This window comes from Tistrella sp. (assembly GCF_002684955.1).
GTDB classification, from domain to species: domain Bacteria; phylum Pseudomonadota; class Alphaproteobacteria; order Tistrellales; family Tistrellaceae; genus Tistrella; species Tistrella mobilis.
Window position 1 is genome coordinate 88,185 of record NZ_NYWI01000076.1, and the last position, 19,465, is coordinate 107,649.

The window sequence follows — 19,465 nt, forward strand, 5'->3', positions numbered from 1 at the left end:
CGCTTGAATCTTCAACGGCTCTTTCAAATCCTTCATTCTCATGCATATCATCGAGGGCGCTGACCCCCGTTCAGGCATCTGTTCCGAAAATGCGGTGAGGCATTATCTGAAAATCAGAAGGTGTCGCGGATGTCGCTCAACTTCCGCCACGTGAAGTACTTCGTGGCCACTGCCACGCTCGGGCAGGTGTCCCGGGCGGCCAAGGAATTGTCGATCTCGCAATCGGCGATCACCGCGGCGATCAAGGAGCTGGAGGCCGAGACCGGCAGCCGGCTGTTCGACCGCACTGCCCATGGCATGGAGCTGACCGATGCCGGCCGCCGTTTCCTGGCGGCGGGCTACAGGATCCTGGCCAGCATCGAGGAAGCGCTGCAGCCGGGCACCGCCGATGATGCCTTCTCGGGCACGCTGTCGGTGGCGGCGAGCTATACCGTGCTCGGCTATTTCCTGCCCCAGCATCTGGAACGGCTGGAGCGGCGCTATCCCAATCTGCGCATTCAGCTTTATGAACTCAGCCGCGAGATGATCGAGGACGGGCTGGTCACCAACCGCTTCGACATGGCGGTGGTGCTGACGTCCAACGTCAACAATCCGGAACTGGTCACCGAGACCCTGATGTCGAGCCAGCGGCGGCTATGGCTGCCGGCCGGGCACCCGTTGCTCGGCCGCGACCGGGTGCGTTTCGGCGACATCGCGGAGGAGCCCTATATCATGCTGACCGTCGACGAGGCCGCCCATTCGGCGCTGAAATACTGGAACCGCACCCAGCACCAGCCGAATATCCGCCTGCGCACCTCGTCGATCGAGGCGGTACGATCGATCGTGGCCAACGGCCAGGGGATCTCGATCCTGTCGGACATGGTCTACCGGCCCTGGTCGCTGGAAGGCAAGCGCATCGAAACGGTGGTGATGGCCGAAGAGGTGCCGCCGATGAATGTCGGCCTGGCCTGGCGCCAGGGCGTTGATCTCAGCCCCGCGATGCGCCTGTTCCGTGGCTATTTTGCCGAGGTCTATCAGACACCGCAGAGTATGCTGCCCAGGTGATCTCGCCGTCTGATGACAGCTCGCCGCAGATCGGTTATCAGGAAAACAGGATGGCAATGATGCCGTCGTCTGTCATCGGGAGTGGGGCATGACCCGGAACGAGATCACCACCGAAAACCGGCAGCAGGTTCAGGATCGCCCGCTCTGGCTGCGGCCGGCACTTGAAGTCTGGGCATTGGCGCCGGCGACCCGGTTGATGGACGTCGTCAACCCCGATGGAGGTCCCACCACGTCCTGATCGCGAGGCCTGAGGGCCTGCATGATCGCGACACTGAGAGACCTTCTGCGGCGATGCCCGGACAGCCCTTTGTCTGCGGCCATGGAGGCAGGGCAGCGCCTGCATGTGAAGACCGGACAGGCAGCCGCCTGTGCCGGTCTTTTGCCATGGGCGGGCGTGAATGCCCGTCTGTCGGCGCAGGCGCTGGTCGAGGGCGAGGTGTCGGTGATGCGGGCGGGCCGCGAGGTGCCGCTGGAGATGCTGACCCGGCTTTCCCCCGACGGCCGGCGGGTGCTGCTGGATGCCCAGCTTCAGGCCCTGTGTCAGGGCGGGGCCAGCCTGGTGCTGATCGGCATGCATCGGCATGTTCAGGCACTGGCCGCGCTGGCCGCCATGGTCGAACGTCATGTCGAGGCGCCGGTCACCATCAACGCCTATGCCAGCTTTACCCGGGATGGCGCCTTCCAGATCCATCGCGACGGCCATGACGTGCTGGTGGTGCAGATCGCCGGCCACAAGCGCTGGTTCTGTCACGGCCGGCGCAGCGACCCGCCCTTCGGCGGCGACACGGTCGATCCCCGCCGCGATCCAGGTCCGCCCGAGGCGGAGATGGTGCTGGCGCCCGGGGATCTGCTGTTCCTGCCCAAGGGCGACTACCACCGCGCCGAGGTCGCCGAGGCGGGCGGACAGTCGCTGCATCTGACGCTGGCGATCCAGCGGCCGGACGGGGCGGAGGTGTTGCGCTGGCGGCTGCGCGAGATGGCGGACCGGCTGGCGGCACCGGTGCCGATGGATCCGTCCGCAAGGGGTGCGTATGAAGCGCAGCTGAAGGCGGTTCTGGCCGATCTGAGCGCCGGGTTGGATCTGGACCGCTTTCAGGCGGCACAGGCCGCGGCGCGCCCGCTGGGCGGGGCCACGGCCCTGGGGCTGGCCACCGGGGCCGGCGGACCGGAAGATGCGGTTGTGGTCCAGCCCGCCCTGCGCCGGCGCCCGGTATTGCCGGCGACGGGGCCGGCTGACATCAGGGCAGGTGGCGTGACGATCCGCCTGAATGCGCCTGAATGCGCGATCCTGGCGATGCTGCTGGACCGCGACATCGCGACGATGGGCGAGATCCTGGCCGGCCTGCCGTCCGAGGATCCGGCGGCCTTGCGTGCCGCGGTGGCGGCACTCGCCCGGCGGGGGCTGGTCTTTCTGACGGCCCCCTGACCCTTCCTCAGCCCAACCCTGAGTCCCCATCTGGCCGCTCAGCGGGCATGAGGGCCTTCCGCCACTTCCTCGACGATCTTGTCGACGAAGGCCGGCAGGTCGCCCGGATTGCGCGAGGTGATGATGCCCTGGTCGGTGACGACCTCCTCATCGATCCAGGTGGCGCCGGCATTGCGGACGTCGGTCGCGATCGAGGGGTAGGAGGTGACGGTGCGGCCGCGCAGCGCATCGGCTTCGACGAGCATCCAGGGGCCGTGGCAGATCGCGGCGACCGGCTTGCCCGAGGCCACGAAATCCTTCACCACCTGCACCGCTTCGGGCACCTGGCGCAGCTTGTCGGGATTGATCTGGCCACCGGGCAGGACCAGGGCGTCGAAATCCTCGATCCGTACATCGGCGGCCTTCAGGTCGACATCGGCCCTGTCGCCCCAATCGGTTTCATCCCAGCTGCGGATGCGGCCGGCTTCGGGGGCGGCGATCTGAACCTTTGCGCCGCGGCGCAGCAGCTCGTCCCGCGGATAGGTCAGTTCCGCGCGCTCGTAGCCGTCGGTTGCGAGGATCAGGATGCGGGCGTTTTCGATCACGGGCATGAGGTCTCTCCTTCCGTGAGAGGGGGGAGGGAGACCAACCCGTGTCGGCGATGCGGGTTCCGATCCGCCGGTCGATCAGACCGGGGCGTGGGTGCGGCGGTCGGCGGTGAAGGGACGGCCCGAGCGCGGGCGCGGCCCCGTCTTCACGGCCACCTCTGGCGGCGGGGCCAGTTCGTCATGCAGCCAGTTGACCACGGGGGCGGCGGTCAGCGCCATCCGGGCGACCTGGCCGACGATGGCATTGGCGGAGTAGGGCGGTTCCATCAGCTGTTCCTGATTGACCACCACGATATGCTGGCGCGGCGTTACTTCCACGCCGATGCCGGTCCGCCCCGACCAGGATCTGCGCCCGACCAGCGACAGGAAGCGCTGGCGGCGCTCCGGCGCTTCGGCCGAATAGGGCAGCACGCCCAGATCGGCGATCAGGCTGAGGAAGACGCCCTCGGGGGCTGCGCGCAGCGTGCCGGTATAGGCGATCTCGCGCCAGCGGAAGGTGAAGCGCAGCGGATCGGTGCCATCCTTGCGACGGATCTCACCATCCTCGCCGATCGATACGCTGAGCGGCATGATCGGCAGCGGTTGGGACGAGATGAAGCGGATCAGCCGCTCGCGGCGCGCCGCGGCGCTTTCGGTCTGATGGCCGATATCCGCAATCGGATCGACGGCGTTGTTCTGGGTCATCGTCGGTCAGTTTCCCGCTGCGATACCGGTCTCGCGGCGATGCCGGCAGTGTGATCTGCGGCCGGCATCGCCAATTCAGAATATAGGGGGCTCTGCATGGAATTGTCAGGCATGTCATGATGCGGGGGACGCATCTTTCGCAGCCGGCTCCCTTCCACGCGCATTCCGGGCCCCATCTTCGCCAGGTCTCATGTTTGACATTCCCGTCCGCCGACGTCTCGACCCGATCCTGGACCGTATCGGCCGCGGCCTCGCCGATCGTGGTGTCCGGGCCGATGCCCTGACGCTCGCCGGTTTCGGGGTCGGCCTTGCCGCCGTGCCCGCCCTTGCCCTGGGGGCATTCTGGACTGCGCTTGGTTGCATTCTGGTTAACCGCATCGCAGATGGGCTGGATGGCGCGGTCGCCCGCGCCGCAGGGCCGACCGATCGCGGCGGCTTTCTGGACATCGCCTGCGACTTTCTGTTCTACGCCGCCGTGCCCCTGGGCTTCGCCCTGGCCGATCCGGCGGCGAATGCCCTGCCGGCGGCCTTCCTGATCTTCGCCTTCGTCGGCACGGGATCGAGCTTTCTGGCCTTCGCGGCGATCGCCGCCCGGCGCGGCGGCGTGCCGCCCTCGGGCCATCGCGGCAAGGCGATCCACTATCTGGGCGGGCTGACCGAGGGCACCGAGACCATCCTGGTTTTCGTGATCATCTGCCTGTGGCCGCCGGCCTTTCCCTGGGTGGCCTGGATCTTCGGCGGGCTGTGCCTGATCACCACCGCAACCCGGATTGCCGAGGGCATGCGCGTGTTCAGATGACGACGGGGATATATCCACAAAAATGCACGAGTCCACGGAAATACACACAAGCGACATCGATCTGCAAACCAGTGGCGGCAGGATGACGGCCGTGCGGCGGCGTCCGCACGGATCTTCCCCTCCCAAGGACAGACAGCCATGTTCAAGCTCGTCTCCGGTGGCCTCGCCACGCTTGCGGCCGCTGCGGCCGTGGTGCTTCCGATGACCTTCGCCGCCCCCGCCCGGGCGGCGGATATCGACAATTCGGCGCTCTCCCAGGCCGATTTCCGCCCCCATGTCCGCACCTTCGGCCTGGTCTATACCCTGCCGGCAGAGGTGAATGATCTTCTGGACCGCACCATCCGTGGCCCGCTGAAGGAACGGCTGCTGGAGCTGAACCTGGTGGCCGAGGCGGTGAAGCCGAACATCCCCCATGTCACCGTGGTCCATGTCCACAATGCCGATCCCGCAACGCCGGCGCGGATGCTGGAGGCGCTGCCCCAGCTGCCGCCGGTGCTGAACGTCACCCTCGGCCGGTTCTACACCACCGAGGCGGCCAAGGGCGCCGGCCGCCCCTGGTGGCTGGATCTGGGCCTTGCCAAGGAAGGCGACGGCTTCGAGGCGATGATGGCCTTCAACACCACCGCCACCGCCGCCCTGGCGCCGCTGCGCGACGGGCCGCTGCCGCGCGTGACCGGCCCGGTCTATGCCGCGATGGGCGATGCCGGCAAGAAGCTGGTCCAGACCGTGGGCGTCAGCGGCGTGAATGTGGTGGACGGCGGCAAGGAGCTGCGCAGCCACAACCCGCACACCACCCTGGTCTACAGCATGGCCCGCTTCACGCCCGAGCTGCAGGCGGCGATGAACCAGACCGCCGAAGCCTTCAACCAGATCCTGCCCGACCCGATCCCGGTCAGCTTCAAGACCGTCTCGATCGTCGAGCTGGGTTTTGCCGGCAATGTGACCCGCGAGATCTATCGCGTCAGCCTGACCGATGGCGCGGTGACCGAGATCGCGACCGGCCGCCGGCTGCCGGCCCGTCAGCCCGCCGCCCGGAACTGACCGATGCTTGCGGATGAACGCCATCAGCGGATCCGCGCCCTGGTGGCGACCCTCGGACGGGGCGCCACCGATCGCATTGCCGCCGATCTGGGGGTGTCGCGCGAAACCGTGCGCCGCGATCTGGTGGAGCTGGAAGCCCGCGGCGACCTCTGCCGGGTGCATGGCGGCGTGCTGGCCCCGCGGCCGGCAGCCGAGCCGCCGCTGGCCGAGCGGAGCCGGATCCGCCCGCGTGAGAAGCAGGCGATCGCCCGCGCCGCCGCGCTCAAGATCGAACCGGGCCAGACCCTGTTCCTGGATGCCGGCAGCACTGTGGCGGAACTGGCGGCCGTGCTCGCCACCCTGACCGGGCTGACGATCGTGACCAATTCCTTCGAGGTCGCCGGCCGCATCGCCATGGCTGGTGCCGGCACGCGCGGGCTGGAGGTGATTCAGCTGGGCGGCCGCGTGGTCCCGGGGGCCGGGGCCACGCTGGGGGCCGCCACCATTGCGGAAGCCCTGCGCCATCATGCCGACTGGGCGCTGCTTTCCCCCGTTGCGGTGGATGCCGGTACGGGTGCCACCAGCCATGATCATGACGAGGCCGAGCTGGCCCGCGCCATGACCGCCCGCGCCGACCGGGTTGCGATCCTGGCCGACCATGCCAAGATCGGCCAGCGCAGCCGGGTCGGCTATTGCCCGGCCGAGCGGATCGATCTGCTGGTGACCGACACCCGCGCCCGCGATCTGCCGGCGCTGGACGCGCTGACCGATCTGGTCGGCGAGGTGGTCATCGCCTGAGCCGTCAGCCGCGCTTCCCGCCATGGCTGGCCCGCAGGAACTCGATCGGTGTCGTCGGCTTGCGGCCGAGAAGTTTCTCCAGATCGTCGCTCTGGCCGTCCCACTCGCCGGCATTGACGCCCTGTACCCAGGCCAGCACGAAACCGGCAGCCGGCTCGGGCAGCCCTGCCGCCATCAGCCGGGCGATGTAGTCCTGGTCCGAAATGGCATTGAACGGCACCGGCCTGCCGCTGATGTCAGACAGAATCTGCGCGATATCCCTGAAGGACACGGCCGGACCGCCGTAGAGCGAATAGGCCTTGTTTTCATGTCCCGCCTCGCTTAGCACCACGGCATGCGCTTCTGCCAGGTCGTCGCGGCAGGCATAGGCCGCCTTGCCGGCGCCGGCCGGGGCATTGATACCGGCATTCAGAAGGTCGCCACCGGCATAGAGTTCAATGTTTTCGAGAAACGGCGGATGACGCACCAGCGTATAAGTCAAACCGGAGGCCTTCAGCTTTTCCTCGACGCGAAGGTCCTCTTCGGTCACCTGCGGAAGGCTGGAGCCGGAGCCGGCCTTGTGGATGATCGGCATGTAGACGATGTGCTTGACGCCCGCATGCCGCGCCGCATCGATGACGTTATCGTGCTGGGTGCGCCGGTCCGTAAAGGCCGTGGCGGAAACGAGCATCACTTTTTCGACGCCATCGAATGCGCGCAACAGCCCCGCCTGGTCGAAATAGTCGCCCTGGCGAATATCGATGCCCTTCGAGGTGAGATCCGACGCCCTGGCGGGATCGCGGGCAAGACCGACAAGATCGCCGGCAGGTCTGCGCTTCAAAAGATGGTCGAGAGTCAGTCGGCCGATATTGCCGGTAGCGCCCGTCACAAGGATCCTGGTCATGATGTTCCCTTTATGCGCTGGTGTTCCTGCGCGTCGACATCGTCGTCCGATCCAGGTAAGACAGGGCAGACTCTCGATCCAGTACTGACCTTTTTGTAAGTGTCAGAAACAGGAGATCAGAATGACCGGGACAAATTTCCAATGCGGCCTGGAAGCGGTTCTGGCCATTCTCGGCGGCAAGTGGAAACCGCTGATCGTTTATCATCTGGACGGCGGGCCCAGACGCACCGGCGAGCTTCGCAGACTGGTGACCGGCGTGAGCGAAAAAATGCTGATCCAGCACCTCAAGGAGCTGACGGAGGACGGCGTCATCCGGCGGATCGATTTCCAGAAGGTGCCGCCGCATGTCGAATACGACCTGACCGGTTTTGGCAGAAGCCTGGCACAGGTCCTCGCGCCGCTATGCGAGTGGGGAACCCGTCACACTGCCGAGGTCGCAATGATCGTGCAAAAGCGGGACGGGGCTGCGAAGACCGCCTGACAGACATATCGCGTGTCGTAGTCGGTGCCTCCTCGTATCAGGCATCTGCCTTTCGCTGCGACAGCCGGCCGGCCACCCGCCGCACCCAGCGGCCGACCCGGTCGCCCAGCACCAGCATCGACGGGGTCAGGATCAGGGTCAGCAGGGTGGCGAAGCCCAGGCCATAGACAATGGCGGTGGACAGCTGCGTCCACCACTGGGTGGAGGGGGCACCGACAGCGATCACCCGGTTCGGGATGTCGACATTGATTGACAGCATCATCGGCACCAGGCCCAGCATGGTGGTGACCGTGGTCAGCATCACCGGCCGCAGGCGCTGCGCGCCGGTGCGGAGTGCCGCTTCCACGGCATCCACGCCCTTGCCCCGGATCTCGTTATAGGTGTCGATCAGCACGATGTTGTTGTTGACGACGATACCGGCCAGCGCGATCAGCCCGATGCCGCCCATCACGATGCCGAAGGGCTGGGCGGTGGCCATCATGCCGATCAGCACGCCCAGCGACGAGAACACGATCGCCGAGAGGATCAGCGCCGTCTGATAGAAGCTGTTGAACTGGGTGACCAGCACGATGGCGATCAGAAACAGCGCGATGCCGAAGGCGCGGCTCAGAAATTCCTGGGCCTTGCGCTGTTCTTCATCCTGGCCCTTGAACTTGACCTCCACCCTGGGATCGAGCGGGTTGGCCGCCAGCCAGGCGCGGATCTCACGCACCTTGTTGTCGGCCAGCACGCCGTCCGGCACTTCGGCATCCACTGTCATCACCCGGCGGGCATCGGTACGGTTGATGATGCCCTGGGTGGGGGCGGCGCGGCGTTCGACGAAATTGCTGATCGGCGTCTGACCCATCGCGGTCTGGATGCGCAGCTGGTCCAGCCGGTCACCGGTGCGGTCGATTTCAGGGAAGCGGACCCGGATTTCGACCTCGTCATCGGTGTCGTCCGGGCGATAGGTGCCGACATTGACGCCCTGGGTCACGAAACGCACGGCATTGCCCACCCCCAGCACATCGGCGCCGAAGCGGCTCGCCTGGGCGCGGTCGACGACCATTTCCCATTCGATGCCCGGCACCGGCCGGCTGTCGGCGATGTCGATCATGCCGCCGATTTGGTGCATGCCGGCGAGCACATGGTCGACGGCGCCCGGCAGGGTTTCGGGGAAACGGCTGGCCAGTTCGATCTGGATGGCCTTGCCGACCGGGGGGCCGGCCTCTTCCTCGCGGGCCTCGATCACCAGGCCCGGATGGTGCTTCAGGCGCTGGCGGATGGGTTCGAGGATTTCACTCGCATGCGGACGGGTGCGCCAGTCGGCGAATTCCAGATTGATGATGCCGATCACGTCCTCGGGCAGATCCTCGCCGCGGATGGTGCCGGTGCGGGTGTAGACGGTTTTGAAGCCGTCGAGCTTCAGCACCTCGGCCTCCACCTCGCGGACCAGGGTCTCCTTTTCCGAGATCGACATGTTGCCGCGGGCGCGGACCTGGACCTGGGCGTTGTCGGGTTCGACCGAGGGGAAGAATTCGACGCCGCGGCCGAACATGCCATAAGCCTGCAGGGTGACCACCGCCGTGACCAGCGCAATCGCCACCACCACCCAGGGGTAGCGGACGGCCTTGTCGAGGGTGCGGACATAAAGCCCGGCGGGCCCGCCGACCGAGCGGATGTCGCCGTCTTCGGCCGCGCGCAGCATCTCCACCACCCGGCCGCTCGATTTCGCCGGCTTGCCGATGATGCTGCCCAGCACCGGCAGGAAGATCAGCGCCATGGCGAGCGAGGCGGACAGCGTGACGATCAGGGTGATCGGCAGGAATTTCATGAACTCGCCGACGATGCCCGGCCAGAACAGCAGCGGCAGGAAGGCGGCCAGCGTGGTGGCGGTGGACGAGATGATCGGCCAGGCCATGCGGGTGGAGGCCTCGCGGTAGGCCTGGATGCGATGCGCACCCTCCAGCATGCGGCGGTCGGCATATTCGCTGACCACGATCGCCCCGTCGACCAGCATGCCCACGGCCAGGATCAGCGAGAACAGCACCACGATGTTGACCGTCAGCCCCATGGCGTGCAGCACCAGGATGCCGGTCAGGAACGAGCCCGGAATGGCGATGCCGACCAGGATCGACGAGCGCAGCCCCAGCGCCGCCAGCACCACGATCATCACCAGGATGATCGCGCTCGCCACATTGCTCGACAGGTCCGACAGCATCAGTTCGATCTGCTGCGACTTGTCCTGGCTGTACGAGATTTTCACGCCTTCGGGGAAGAGGGCGGCCTCGGCATCGGCGACCGCGCGGACCTCGTTGATCGTGTCGATGATGTTGACGCCGATCCGCTTGGTCACCTCCAGCGCGATCGCCGGCTTGCCGTCGACGCGGGCGAGCGATTCGGGGTCTTTGAAACTGCGCTGGCCGACCGCGACATCGCGGAAGGTGACGACCCGGCCGTCGATGGCCTTGATCGGCATGTCGAGGATGTCGTCGATCGACTGGATCAGCCCCGGCACCTTGACCGAGACCCGGCCCGCCTCGCTGTCGAGCGCGCCGGCCGGCACCAGCTGGTTGTTACGGCCGACCAGCTGGACCAGTTCGTCCTGCGAAATACCATAGCTGTCGAGCGCGCGCGGATCGACCACGATCTCGGCCAGATCCTCGCGATCGCCGGCGATGTCGACCTCGAGAACGCCCGAGAGGCCCTCGATCTTGTCCTGCAGATCGCGGGCGAGGCGGATCAGCAGGCGCTGGTCGACATCGCCCGACAGCGTCACCACCAGGATCGGGAACAGCGCGACATTGACCTCGTGCAGTTCCGGCTCCTCGGTCTCGCCGGGCAGGTCGGCCTTGGCGATGTCCATCTGTTCGCGGACATCGCGCTTGGCCTTTTCGATGTCGAAACCGGCCTCGAATTCCAGCACCACCGTGGCATAGCCTTCCTCGGCGGTGGCGCGCATCTCCTTCAGCCCCTCGACGGAGCGCAGTTCCTGCTCCATCGGGCGGATCAGCAGCCGCTCGGCATCCTCGGGCGAGATGCCGTCATGGCGCATGGTGATGTAGAGGATCGGGATCGCGACATCGGGGTCGCTTTCCTTGGGGATGTCGTTATAGGCGACCGAACCGGTGATCAGCAGCAGCAGCAGCAGGCTGAGCACCGTGCGGCTGCGTGCAAGACAGGCATTGATCAGCGTCTTCACGAGCCGGCCCCTTCACGCGCCGGGGCCTTGGTGGCGCCGGCCGCCGACAGATCGAGCTGGTCGAGCATGCGCTCCACCTCGGGCGGCAGCGGCACCAGGCCGCGCAGCTCCTGCGGCTGCACCTCGACCGCAATGACCTTGTCGCCGGGGGCGACATAGCCCTGGCCGACCACGATCACGCGCGCATGTTCGGCAAGGCCGGTGACCCAGACCCCGGCATCGCTGGCCGAGAGGATCGAGACCACGTCGAAGGCGACCCGGTCGTCGCCGTCCACCACCTTGACACCCCCCCGGCCGCGCTCGTCGAGCGACAGGAGGGCGGGGGTGAGCAGCACGGCCGGGTTGCGATCCAGCGGCACCGACACCTCGGCGGTCACCCCGCCGGGGAGCAGGCCGTCGGGATTGCCGACCTCGATCTCCACCCGGAAGGTGCGGGTCTGGGCATCGGCCTGACGGCTGATATAGGCGACCGAGCCGGTCACCAGGCTGCCGTCGGCCAGCCGGGCGCGGGCCTGCTGGCCCACCCTGATGGCGCCGATATCGCGTTCGGCGATGTCGGCGACGATCAGATAGGGCTCGGGCGCCAGCACCCGGGCGACCTGGGTGCCGGGCGAGACATAGTCGCCGATTTCGACATGGCGGCGATCGACGATGCCGGCAAAGGGCGCACGGACGATGGTGTCGTCGATCTGCTGCTCGATCTGGGCGAGTTCGGCGCGGGCGGCCTCGAACTCGGCCTTGGCCTCGGCCAGGCGCAGCTCGGTCTGGAAGCCCTTGGCGCTGAGCGACGAGGCGGCCTTCAGCTCCGCCCGGCGCTGTTCGACCAGGGCCTGGGCGCGGGCGCGCCGAGGTTCCAGATCGCGGGTGTCGAGTTTCGCGATCTCGGCACCGGCCTTGACCCGGCTGCCCTGGGAGACGGGCAGTTCGATGACCCGGCCGGCGCTTTCGGCAGCCACATCCACCACCCGGCGCATCTCGGTGCGGCCGCTGACCACCAGATCCCGGACCTGGGCGGTCAGCGTCAGTTCGGCCACCCTGACCGTGAACGGCTCCGCCGCTGCCGCGGGGGCCGCCTCCCCGGCGGCCGGCGCCGTCCCGGCCGCTGCATCCGCCGCCGGATCGGTGGCGGCATCAGCGTCGAAACCGTATTCGATGCGGCCGGTATACATCCAGGCACCAAGGGCGGCGGCCAGAATCAGGGCGAGCAGGATGGAGCGGTTCATGAAGGATCCCCGTCGTTCCGGGCGGCGGTTGCGGCAAGAGCTTCGACCAGGGCAGGGCCCCGGGTTTCGACATGGGCGAGGGCGGCGCCATAGACGGCGCGACCGAATTCAAGGGTGAAACGCGGCCCGGGCGGGATCTCGCCCTCTGCCTCTGCCTCGCGCCGGTCCAGATCGGCCAGGATCTCGCGATATTCCCCGGCCTTGATCTTGAGCGCGTCCTCGATCCGCGCCGGCGGCAGCAGGGCGGCGAAGAACATCTGGATCATGAATTCCGAGCGCACCCGCTCCCGCGGGCGCGTGCGGCACAGCGCCTCGGTGAAGCGGGTCAGGCCTTGGGGCGTGATCCTGTAGATCTTCTTGTCGGGCCGGCCTTCCTGCTCCACCTCGGTGACCGTCACCAGCCCTTCGGCTGCCAGATCGGCCAGGGCGGGATAGATCGAGCCGAAGCCCGCCGCGTGGAAATGCGCGAAGGCCCCCTCGAAAACCTGCTTGATCTCGTAACCCGTGGCCTCGCCGAGCGTCAGCACGCCCAGGCACAACGTCCGCACGTCCATGGCGTGGGCCCGTCCCGTCTCCCTGGTGGATCGTCCCGTGATATCGATCCGATATAACCCCGCCGCACTGTGCCATGACGGGCGGTGGTGCGCTATGTGAGATGTGTCACAGGTGAGGGGATTTCGGTCGGGGCGGGGGCACCCGTCACGTGGCTGCAAAGGTGGATCCCCGCCTTCGCGGGGATGACGGCATTTTATTTTTGAAGCAAGGCGATACCGTCAATCCTGTGGGCGTGGCGTGGATCAGGTGCCGCCGGCCAGGTCATCATACATATCCCGCCAGTACGGGTTCTGCTCCTCGATCAGGCGGATTTTCCAGGCGCGTTCCCATTTCTTGAGCCGCCTCTCCCGTTGGATGGCATCTTCGATCCGATCATAAAATTCGACATAGACCAGTTGGCTGATGCCATATCGGGATACGAAACCGTTCGCCACGTCACGATGTTCATGCAGGCGACGAGCGAGATTGGTCGTGACGCCAATGTACAGGGTGCCGTTAGGGCCATTGGCAAGTATGTAGATGCATGGGCGACGATCACTCACGGCAGGCTCCATTGCGTGATCGATGGGCGCGCATTCTTTATCCTGATAAAACCGTCATCCCCGCGAAGGCGGGGATCCACCTTTCTTGCCATGCCATGAATTTGCCGGCTCACCCCGGCGCCACCCCCGACACCACCCGCATCTCGGCCCGGAGCGGCACCCGGCCTTCGGCATCGGCGAGGGCGGCGAAGGCGGTGCGGATGCGGGTTTCGATGGCCGGGCGGGCCTCGGGGCGGGCGTCCAGGCGGTGGCCCCAGCTCATATCCAGCTGCGGGCGCCAGAAATCGTCGGCGAGGCGCGGGCGTGGCGAGAAGACGTGGGTTTCGGCGGTAACCCCGGTCAGGCCGGCGCGGGTCAGCGCGTCGGGCAGGCGGGTGCAGCTGCCGAAACGGAAGGGGCCGAGGGCGTCCGGATGGGCGGGCTCCACGCCAAGTTCGGCTTCGACCGCGGTGCCCAGCACCTCCAGCATGGTGCTGGCTTCACGCGTGGTCCAGATCATCAGCGCGGTGCGGCCGCCCGGGCGCAGCACCCGGCGGATGCCGTCGGCGACCGCCTGGGTGTGGGGGGCGAACATCACGCCGAAGCGGCTGACCACGGCATCGAAACTGGCCGGGGCGAAGGGCAGATGTTCCATGTCTGCGGCGGCGACCGTCAGCACGCCGCCAAGCCCGGCTTCCCGGCCGCGCTCGCGGATGGTGGGCAGCATGGCCGGCACCAGATCGGTCGAGACCACGAAACCGTCGTCACCCACCTTGCGGGCCAGCGTCATCGCCGGCTCCCCGGCACCGCCCGCCAGATCCAGCACCCGTGCGCCGGGGGTGACGCCCGCCGCCTCGGTCAGGATCTCGTTGAAGCGGGTCGCCATCGCCTCGAGCGGCCGGGCCCAGCGGCTCCAGGTCCGGGCCTTCGACGACCAGAGATCGCTCTGCTGGCGGGTGCGTTCGGCATGGGGGGGAAGGGTGGTCACGGGGCGTGTTCCTCGGGAAATGGGACAGGTCTCTCGGAAATGGGACAGGTCTCTCGGGCCGGTTGGCCGGCCTCGCTATCAGGGATGCGGCGGGATTATACCAGAGATCACCCGCCTGCGGCGGGAAGGGGCGCGCCGCTCGCCGGCGGCAGGCCCTGGGCACGGGCGGCGGCTTCGGCGGCTGCCAGCGCCTCGGGCGTGTCGATATCGCCCAGGCAGGCGGCATCGGGCATGTCCACCTCGACCACCACGTCCTCGTGGGCGCGGATCACGTCGCGGGCGCCGCGATCGCCGGTCTGGGCCATCATCTCGGTGAAGAAGCGGCGGTCGAACAGCACCGGATTGCCGCGCTTGCCCTGCCAGACCGGCACCACGATCAGCCGGCCCTCGTCCGGGTCATAGGCATCGATCAGCATGTCGATATGGCGGGGCGTGATGCCGGGCATGTCGGCGAGCAGCACCAGCGCCGCCTCGGCCCCATCGGGCACGTCGGCGAGGCCGATCGCGAGCGAGCGCGACATGCCGGCTTCCGGCTCTTCATTCACCACCACCGGCACCGGCCGGCCGCCGATCGCAAGGCGCACCGAGGGATCGGTGTTGGTGACGACGGTGAGCGCCCTCAGCCGGCTTTCGAGGGCAGCATCAAGCACATGGCCGATCAGCGGCTTGCCCATGATCTCGCGCACCAGCTTGTTCACCGGCCCGCCCATGCGGGTGCCGCGGCCGGCGGCCAGCACCACCGAGGCGACGTTGCGCACCGATTTGGGCGCGCCGCGCCGTGGCCCGGGCGAGGCGGCGGCGCGCGGCAGCGGGCGTTCGCCCACTTCCTTCAGCAGGCCGCCGACGCCGAAATCGGCGATGTCCAGCGCCTCGATCGCCTCACCCGCAGCCGCGCGCTGCAGCACACGGTCGAAGCCGTTGATCTTCGGGCTGCGGGCACAGCCCGGCGCGCCGATCACCGGCCGGCCGGCCAGCCGGCCCAGCATCAGCAGATTGCCGGGATCGACCGGCATGCCCAGGCGCACGATGGTGCCGCCGATATCGGTCAGCGCCGCCGGGATCACATCGGCGCGGTCGACGATCGCCGAGGCGCCGGCCACGACGATCAGATCCATCGGCTCCCGCGCGATATCGGCCAGCGCCCGGGCAAGCCGGGTGCGGTCGTGGGGCACGCGTTCGATCACCGGGGTGCGCGCGCCCAGATGCATCAGTCGGCTGCCGATGGCGCGGGCGGTCTCTTCATAGATCGACTGCTTCAGATGCGGCAGTTCGGTCAGGATCAGGGCGGCGTGGATCACCTGCCAGGGGGCGATGCGGATCGCCGGCCGGCCGGCCTTCGCAATCACCGCCAGCACCCGGTCGAGGGCGGCCTTGGGGGCCGCGAAGGGGATGATCTTGATCGTCGCCAGCATTTCGCCGCTTTCGCAGGCGGTGTCGTCGGCGAGTGTCGCGATGGTGATGGCCTCGTCGACCCGGTTGATCGCCTTCACCAGTGCCTCGTCGATCCGGCAGAGGCCGCGGGTGGCGGCATAGAGATTGACCCGGCCGGTGAAGGCCCGGGCGATGCGGGCATTGGGCCCGGCCACCGCCTGGGCGACCAGGCGCGCCGCTTCGTCCTCGTGCACGTCATCGGCCCCCAGACGGGCGCCGAGCACGGATGTGCGGCCCTCTTTGCGGATCAGCTCGATGGTCTCCGGATCCAGCCGGTGCCCCTTCTTCAGCACGCGGCCTTCGACCGCGATCGCGTGGGCCAGCAGAACGCCGTCTGCGTCGTCGAGCGGATGTTCGGAGAAATCCATGGGGGCGATCGGTTCACATGCTGGAGGGGGGACGGGATGGGGTGAAAGGCCCGGACATCAGCCCTTGGGCGGCCGCCGCCGCAGCGCCTCGGCACTGCCGAGGCGGCGGACGGCCACCACTTCCGACAGGATCGAGAGGGCGATTTCCGGCGCCGTGCGCGCGCCGATGGCGAGGCCTATGGGCGCATGGATGCGGGTGATGCGGCCGGCATCGAACCCGGCCTCTTCCAGCCGGGCGACGCGTTTTGCATGGGTGCGGGTGCTGCCCAGCGCGCCGATATAGAACAGCGGCGCGTCGAGGGCGAGCGTCAGGGCCGGATCGTCGAGCTTCGGGTCATGGGTCAGCGCCAGCAGGGCCGAAGCCGGGTCGAGGCCGATCTCGGGCAGCACATCCTCGGGCCAGGCGATGCGGGCGGTGACGCCGGGGAAGCGGTCGGGCGTCAGGAAGGCCCCGCGCGGATCGACCACGACCATGTCATAACCGACCGCCGCCGCCATGGGCGCCAGCGCCTGGGCGATATGCACCGCGCCGATCACGATCAGCCGCGGGCGGGGCGCGAAGACGTTCACGAACCAGCGCCGGCCCTCGGCCTCGACATTGGTCGCCTGGTCCTGGCGGATCGCGTCAAGCGCGGCATCGCGTACGGGCGCCGGCAGGGCGGCGCCCATGTCGCCGCCGTCGGTCGCCACCAGGGCGGTGGTTGCGGCATCATCCAGGGCGGTGACCAGCGCCACGCCACGGCGTGCGGCGCGGTCTTCGGCGATGCGGCGGATCAGTGTCGCGTCCATCAGGCTGCCGCTCCCGTCAATCCAGCCGTTCGACCCAGACTTCCAGCCGGCCACCGCAGGCGAGGCCGACTGCCCAGGCCTGATCGTCGCCGACCGAAAAATCCATCAGCTTCGGCGGGGCACCCGCGATGCAGGCCTGGGCCGCCTCGATCACCGCACCTTCCACGCAGCCGCCCGAGACCGAGCCGGCGAACCGGCCGTCGGCCGCCACCGCCATCTGCGATCCGGGCAGGCGCGGCGCGCTGCCCCAGGTGGAGACGACGGTGGCGAGCGCCACGCCCACACCCTGGCCGCGCCAGTCGAGTGCGGCACCCAGAACGTCGTCGCCGGTGGCGGTATCTGATCTGGTGGTCATCTCTGTCACCTCCTGATCGGAACGGCGGCATCGTCGGTCCGCAGGCCACGCCGCCAGGCTTCAAGCCGCGGATCCGCCTCGGCCTTCGTCCGGGTGAGCGCGGCTGCGAGCGCTTCGAGCCCGGTGAGATTATGCACCGCCCGGAACTCGTGGACATGAGGCAAAATCGCCCGCACGCCACGCGCCGCCGGCTGAAAGCCGTCGAAGCGCAGCAGCGGGTTCAGCCAGATCAGCCGCGGGGTCAGATGCGCCAGCCGCTCTACCGCCCGGCTCAGACTGTCGTCTTCGGCCCGGTCCAGCCCGTCGGTCACCAGCAGCACCACGGCATTGCGGGTCAGCACCCGGCGGGCGTAGCGGCGGTTGAAGGCGGCAAGCGCCGGCCCGATCCGGGTGCCGCCCGACCAGTCCTTCACCTTGCGCCCGATCGCCTCCAGCGCCTCGTCCGGGTCGCGGCGCGCCAGTTCGCGGGTCACCTCGCTCAACCTGGTGCCGAACAGAAACACGCTCACCCGCTGCCCGGCATCCTGCATCATCGCGTGCAGCAGATGCAGCATCATCCGGGCATAGGCATCCATCGAGCCCGAGACGTCGACGATCGCGACCAGCGGCGGCCGGGCGCGGCGATGGTGGCGGCGGGCCAGCGTCACCGCCTCGCCGCCGGTGCGGATCTGGCCGCGCAGGCTGCGGCGCAGATCGATGCGCGGGCCGCGCGGCGCGGCCTTCAGCCGCCGGACCGGCCGTTCGGGCAGGCGGGTGCGCAGCAGGCGGATCGCCCGGCGCGCCTCGGCCGCCTCGTCGGCGCTCATCTGTTCGAAGTCGCGGGTCTTCAGCCGCTCGGTCGCATCCCAGGTCAGGCTGGCATCGATCCGGGTCTCTTCGCGCAGCTTCTCTTCCGGCGGCGGGGGCGGCGGCGGAGCATCGCCGGCAAAGGCATCGGCCAGACGGCGGGCCAGTTTGCGGCCGTCGGGGGTGCGCTCGCTTTCCACCTGCGGCAGCAGCAGCGACAGCAGGCGCTCGCGCAGCTGCGGATCGCGCCAGAACACGTCGAAAGCCTGTTCGAACAGCGGCAGATGCTCCCGCCGCTTGACCAGCGTCGCCTTGAGCGCCGCATGCACCTGGGTGCGCGAGGCCATGTCGACGGCGGCCACCGCCGCGGCCGCGACCAGCACGTCGCCCGGACCGATGGCGATGCCGGCCCGGCGCAGCAGCCGCGCGAAGCGGCCGATATTGGCCGGCAGGCGGCCGCTGGTGCCGTCCTGAATCAAGCCGGTCTCGTCTCATGGCTGCGCGCCGCCATGTCGGCGCGGGTCTCGGCCAGCAGGCGGGCGGTTTCGGCGCCGGTCATGCGGGCGATGTCGTCCTGGTATTTCAGCAGCACGCCCATGCTGCCGTCGATCAGGCCGGGGTCGAGGTCGACGGCATCCAGCTGGACCAGGGCATTGGCCCAGTCGAGGGTTTCGGCCACGCCCGGTGCCTTGAACAGATCCTGGGCGCGCAGCCGCTGCACGAAGCCGACGATCTGGGCGGCCATCGCCTCGGCGACCGCGGGCGTCTTGCGGCGGATGATCGCCACTTCCCGCGCGGCATCCGGATAGTCGATCCAGCGATAGAGGCAGCGGCGCTTCAGCGCATCATGGATCTCGCGCGTCCGGTTCGAGGTCACGATCACGATCGGCGGGGTCTCGGCACGAATGGTGCCGATCTCGGGGATGGTGACCTGGAAATCGGCCAGAAGCTCCAGCAGAAAGGCCTCGAAGGGCTCGTCGGCGCGGTCGATCTCGTCGATCAGCAGCACCGGCGCGCCGGCAGGGTCAGGGCTGATCGCATCCAGCAGCGGGCGGCGGAGCAGGAAGCGTTCCGAGAACAGATCCTCCGACAGGCGCTCGCGCGCGCCGGCCTCTCCCGCCTCGCCCGAGGCTTCGGCCAGCCGGATTTCCAGCATCTGGCGGGCATAGTTCCAGTCGTAGAGCGCCTGGGCCTGATCCAGGCCTTCATAGCATTGCAGGCGGATCAGCCGCCGGCCGAGGGTTTTGGCCAGCACCTTGGCGATTTCGGTCTTGCCGACGCCGGCCTCGCCTTCAAGCAGCAGCGGCCGGCCGAGACGCATGGCCAGGAACAGCACCGTCGCGAGCGCCTCGTCGGCCACATAATCGCCCTGATCGAGCAGGGCCAGCGTGTCGGCGACCGAGGCAGGCAGCGGGACGGGGGAGGGGAAGAGCGTCAAGACCGGCTCCTCGAGGGATGGAATGGATCGGCATGCATCGTAAATCTGGCGCGCGGGACAGCCGCAGGCAAGCCGTCACGACATGCGAAGACGGCGGTGCGGGCACGT

At 68.2% G+C, this 19,465-nt stretch carries 20 protein-coding genes; 7 read left to right on the forward strand and 13 right to left on the reverse strand.

Annotated elements, in window-relative coordinates:
• Positions 1-129: 129 nt before the first annotated feature.
• From CMO28_RS25770 to CMO28_RS25780, 3 genes are all read left to right on the forward strand, one after another.
• A complete protein-coding gene (locus tag CMO28_RS25770) occupies positions 130-1,044 on the forward strand; it encodes a LysR family transcriptional regulator (RefSeq protein ID WP_041604849.1) in 915 nt (304 codons plus the stop codon).
• Between the two features lie 88 nt (positions 1,045-1,132).
• Complete coding sequence (locus CMO28_RS25775; protein ID WP_296719128.1) at positions 1,133-1,282, forward strand: hypothetical protein; 150 nt, start codon at positions 1,133-1,135, stop codon at positions 1,280-1,282.
• Between the two features lie 69 nt (positions 1,283-1,351).
• A complete protein-coding gene (locus CMO28_RS25780) occupies positions 1,352-2,470 on the forward strand; it encodes a JmjC domain-containing protein (protein WP_296719131.1) in 1,119 nt (372 codons plus the stop codon).
• A gap of 38 nt (positions 2,471-2,508) precedes the next feature.
• Here CMO28_RS25780 and CMO28_RS25785 read toward each other — a convergent pair whose 3' ends face one another.
• Positions 2,509-3,060 (reverse strand): type 1 glutamine amidotransferase domain-containing protein, encoded by a 552-nt coding sequence (locus CMO28_RS25785; protein ID WP_296719133.1) that lies wholly within the window; start codon positions 3,058-3,060, stop codon positions 2,509-2,511.
• Positions 3,061-3,135: 75 nt separating this feature from the next.
• On the reverse strand, positions 3,136-3,741 hold the full coding sequence (locus tag CMO28_RS25790) for a hypothetical protein (RefSeq protein WP_296719135.1): 606 nt from the start codon (positions 3,739-3,741) through the stop codon (positions 3,136-3,138).
• A gap of 190 nt (positions 3,742-3,931) precedes the next feature.
• Here CMO28_RS25790 and CMO28_RS25795 point away from each other — a divergent pair, with 190 nt between their 5' ends.
• The 3 genes from CMO28_RS25795 (at position 3,932) to CMO28_RS25805 (ending at position 6,358) form a co-directional block, all read left to right on the forward strand.
• The gene (locus CMO28_RS25795) at positions 3,932-4,540 is read left to right on the forward strand and encodes a CDP-alcohol phosphatidyltransferase family protein (RefSeq protein WP_296719137.1); all 609 of its coding nucleotides are present in this window, start codon (positions 3,932-3,934) and stop codon (positions 4,538-4,540) included.
• Between the two features lie 138 nt (positions 4,541-4,678).
• Positions 4,679-5,581, forward strand: a complete 903-nt coding sequence (locus CMO28_RS25800) for a hypothetical protein (RefSeq protein WP_296719140.1) — start codon at positions 4,679-4,681, stop codon at positions 5,579-5,581.
• Positions 5,582-5,584: 3 nt separating this feature from the next.
• Positions 5,585-6,358 carry a DeoR/GlpR family DNA-binding transcription regulator gene (locus CMO28_RS25805; protein WP_296719143.1) on the forward strand — a complete coding sequence of 258 codons (774 nt, stop codon included), beginning with the start codon at positions 5,585-5,587 and terminating at the stop codon, positions 6,356-6,358.
• A gap of 4 nt (positions 6,359-6,362) precedes the next feature.
• Here CMO28_RS25805 and CMO28_RS25810 read toward each other — a convergent pair whose 3' ends face one another.
• Entirely contained in the window at positions 6,363-7,241 is an 879-nt protein-coding gene (locus CMO28_RS25810; protein WP_296719145.1) for an SDR family oxidoreductase, read from the reverse strand.
• Between the two features lie 121 nt (positions 7,242-7,362).
• Between CMO28_RS25810 and CMO28_RS25815 the strand changes: the two genes are divergently transcribed.
• Complete coding sequence (locus CMO28_RS25815; protein ID WP_296719147.1) at positions 7,363-7,722, forward strand: winged helix-turn-helix transcriptional regulator; 360 nt, start codon at positions 7,363-7,365, stop codon at positions 7,720-7,722.
• A gap of 37 nt (positions 7,723-7,759) precedes the next feature.
• On the opposite strand, the gene CMO28_RS25820 is transcribed toward CMO28_RS25815, so the two are convergent.
• The 10 genes from CMO28_RS25820 to CMO28_RS25865 form a co-directional block, all read right to left on the reverse strand.
• Positions 7,760-10,903 carry an efflux RND transporter permease subunit gene (locus tag CMO28_RS25820; RefSeq protein ID WP_296719150.1) on the reverse strand — a complete coding sequence of 1,048 codons (3,144 nt, stop codon included), beginning with the start codon at positions 10,901-10,903 and terminating at the stop codon, positions 7,760-7,762.
• Positions 10,900-12,126, reverse strand: coding sequence for an efflux RND transporter periplasmic adaptor subunit (locus CMO28_RS25825; RefSeq protein ID WP_296719152.1), 1,227 nt, complete (start codon positions 12,124-12,126; stop codon positions 10,900-10,902). The genes CMO28_RS25820 and CMO28_RS25825 overlap by 4 nt, the downstream gene beginning before the upstream one ends.
• A complete protein-coding gene (locus CMO28_RS25830; protein ID WP_296719155.1) occupies positions 12,123-12,680 on the reverse strand; it encodes a PadR family transcriptional regulator in 558 nt (185 codons plus the stop codon). Before CMO28_RS25830 ends, CMO28_RS25825 begins: the two co-directional genes overlap by 4 nt.
• 243 nt (positions 12,681-12,923) lie before the next feature.
• Positions 12,924-13,223 (reverse strand): GIY-YIG nuclease family protein, encoded by a 300-nt coding sequence (locus CMO28_RS25835; protein WP_296719158.1) that lies wholly within the window; start codon positions 13,221-13,223, stop codon positions 12,924-12,926.
• 109 nt (positions 13,224-13,332) lie between these two features.
• Positions 13,333-14,190 (reverse strand): class I SAM-dependent methyltransferase, encoded by an 858-nt coding sequence (locus CMO28_RS25840; RefSeq protein ID WP_296719160.1) that lies wholly within the window; start codon positions 14,188-14,190, stop codon positions 13,333-13,335.
• A 107-nt stretch (positions 14,191-14,297) separates the two neighbouring features.
• Entirely contained in the window at positions 14,298-15,989 is a 1,692-nt protein-coding gene (locus CMO28_RS25845) for a molybdopterin-binding/glycosyltransferase family 2 protein (RefSeq protein ID WP_296719163.1), read from the reverse strand.
• A gap of 57 nt (positions 15,990-16,046) precedes the next feature.
• Positions 16,047-16,778 (reverse strand): XdhC family protein, encoded by a 732-nt coding sequence (locus CMO28_RS25850; protein WP_296719165.1) that lies wholly within the window; start codon positions 16,776-16,778, stop codon positions 16,047-16,049.
• A 16-nt stretch (positions 16,779-16,794) separates the two neighbouring features.
• Positions 16,795-17,133, reverse strand: a complete 339-nt coding sequence (locus tag CMO28_RS25855; RefSeq protein ID WP_296719169.1) for an XdhC family protein — start codon at positions 17,131-17,133, stop codon at positions 16,795-16,797.
• A 5-nt stretch (positions 17,134-17,138) separates the two neighbouring features.
• A complete protein-coding gene (locus CMO28_RS25860; protein ID WP_296719172.1) occupies positions 17,139-18,398 on the reverse strand; it encodes a vWA domain-containing protein in 1,260 nt (419 codons plus the stop codon).
• A complete protein-coding gene (locus CMO28_RS25865) occupies positions 18,395-19,357 on the reverse strand; it encodes an AAA family ATPase (RefSeq protein ID WP_296719175.1) in 963 nt (320 codons plus the stop codon). The genes CMO28_RS25860 and CMO28_RS25865 overlap by 4 nt, the downstream gene beginning before the upstream one ends.
• Positions 19,358-19,465 lie beyond the last annotated feature (108 nt).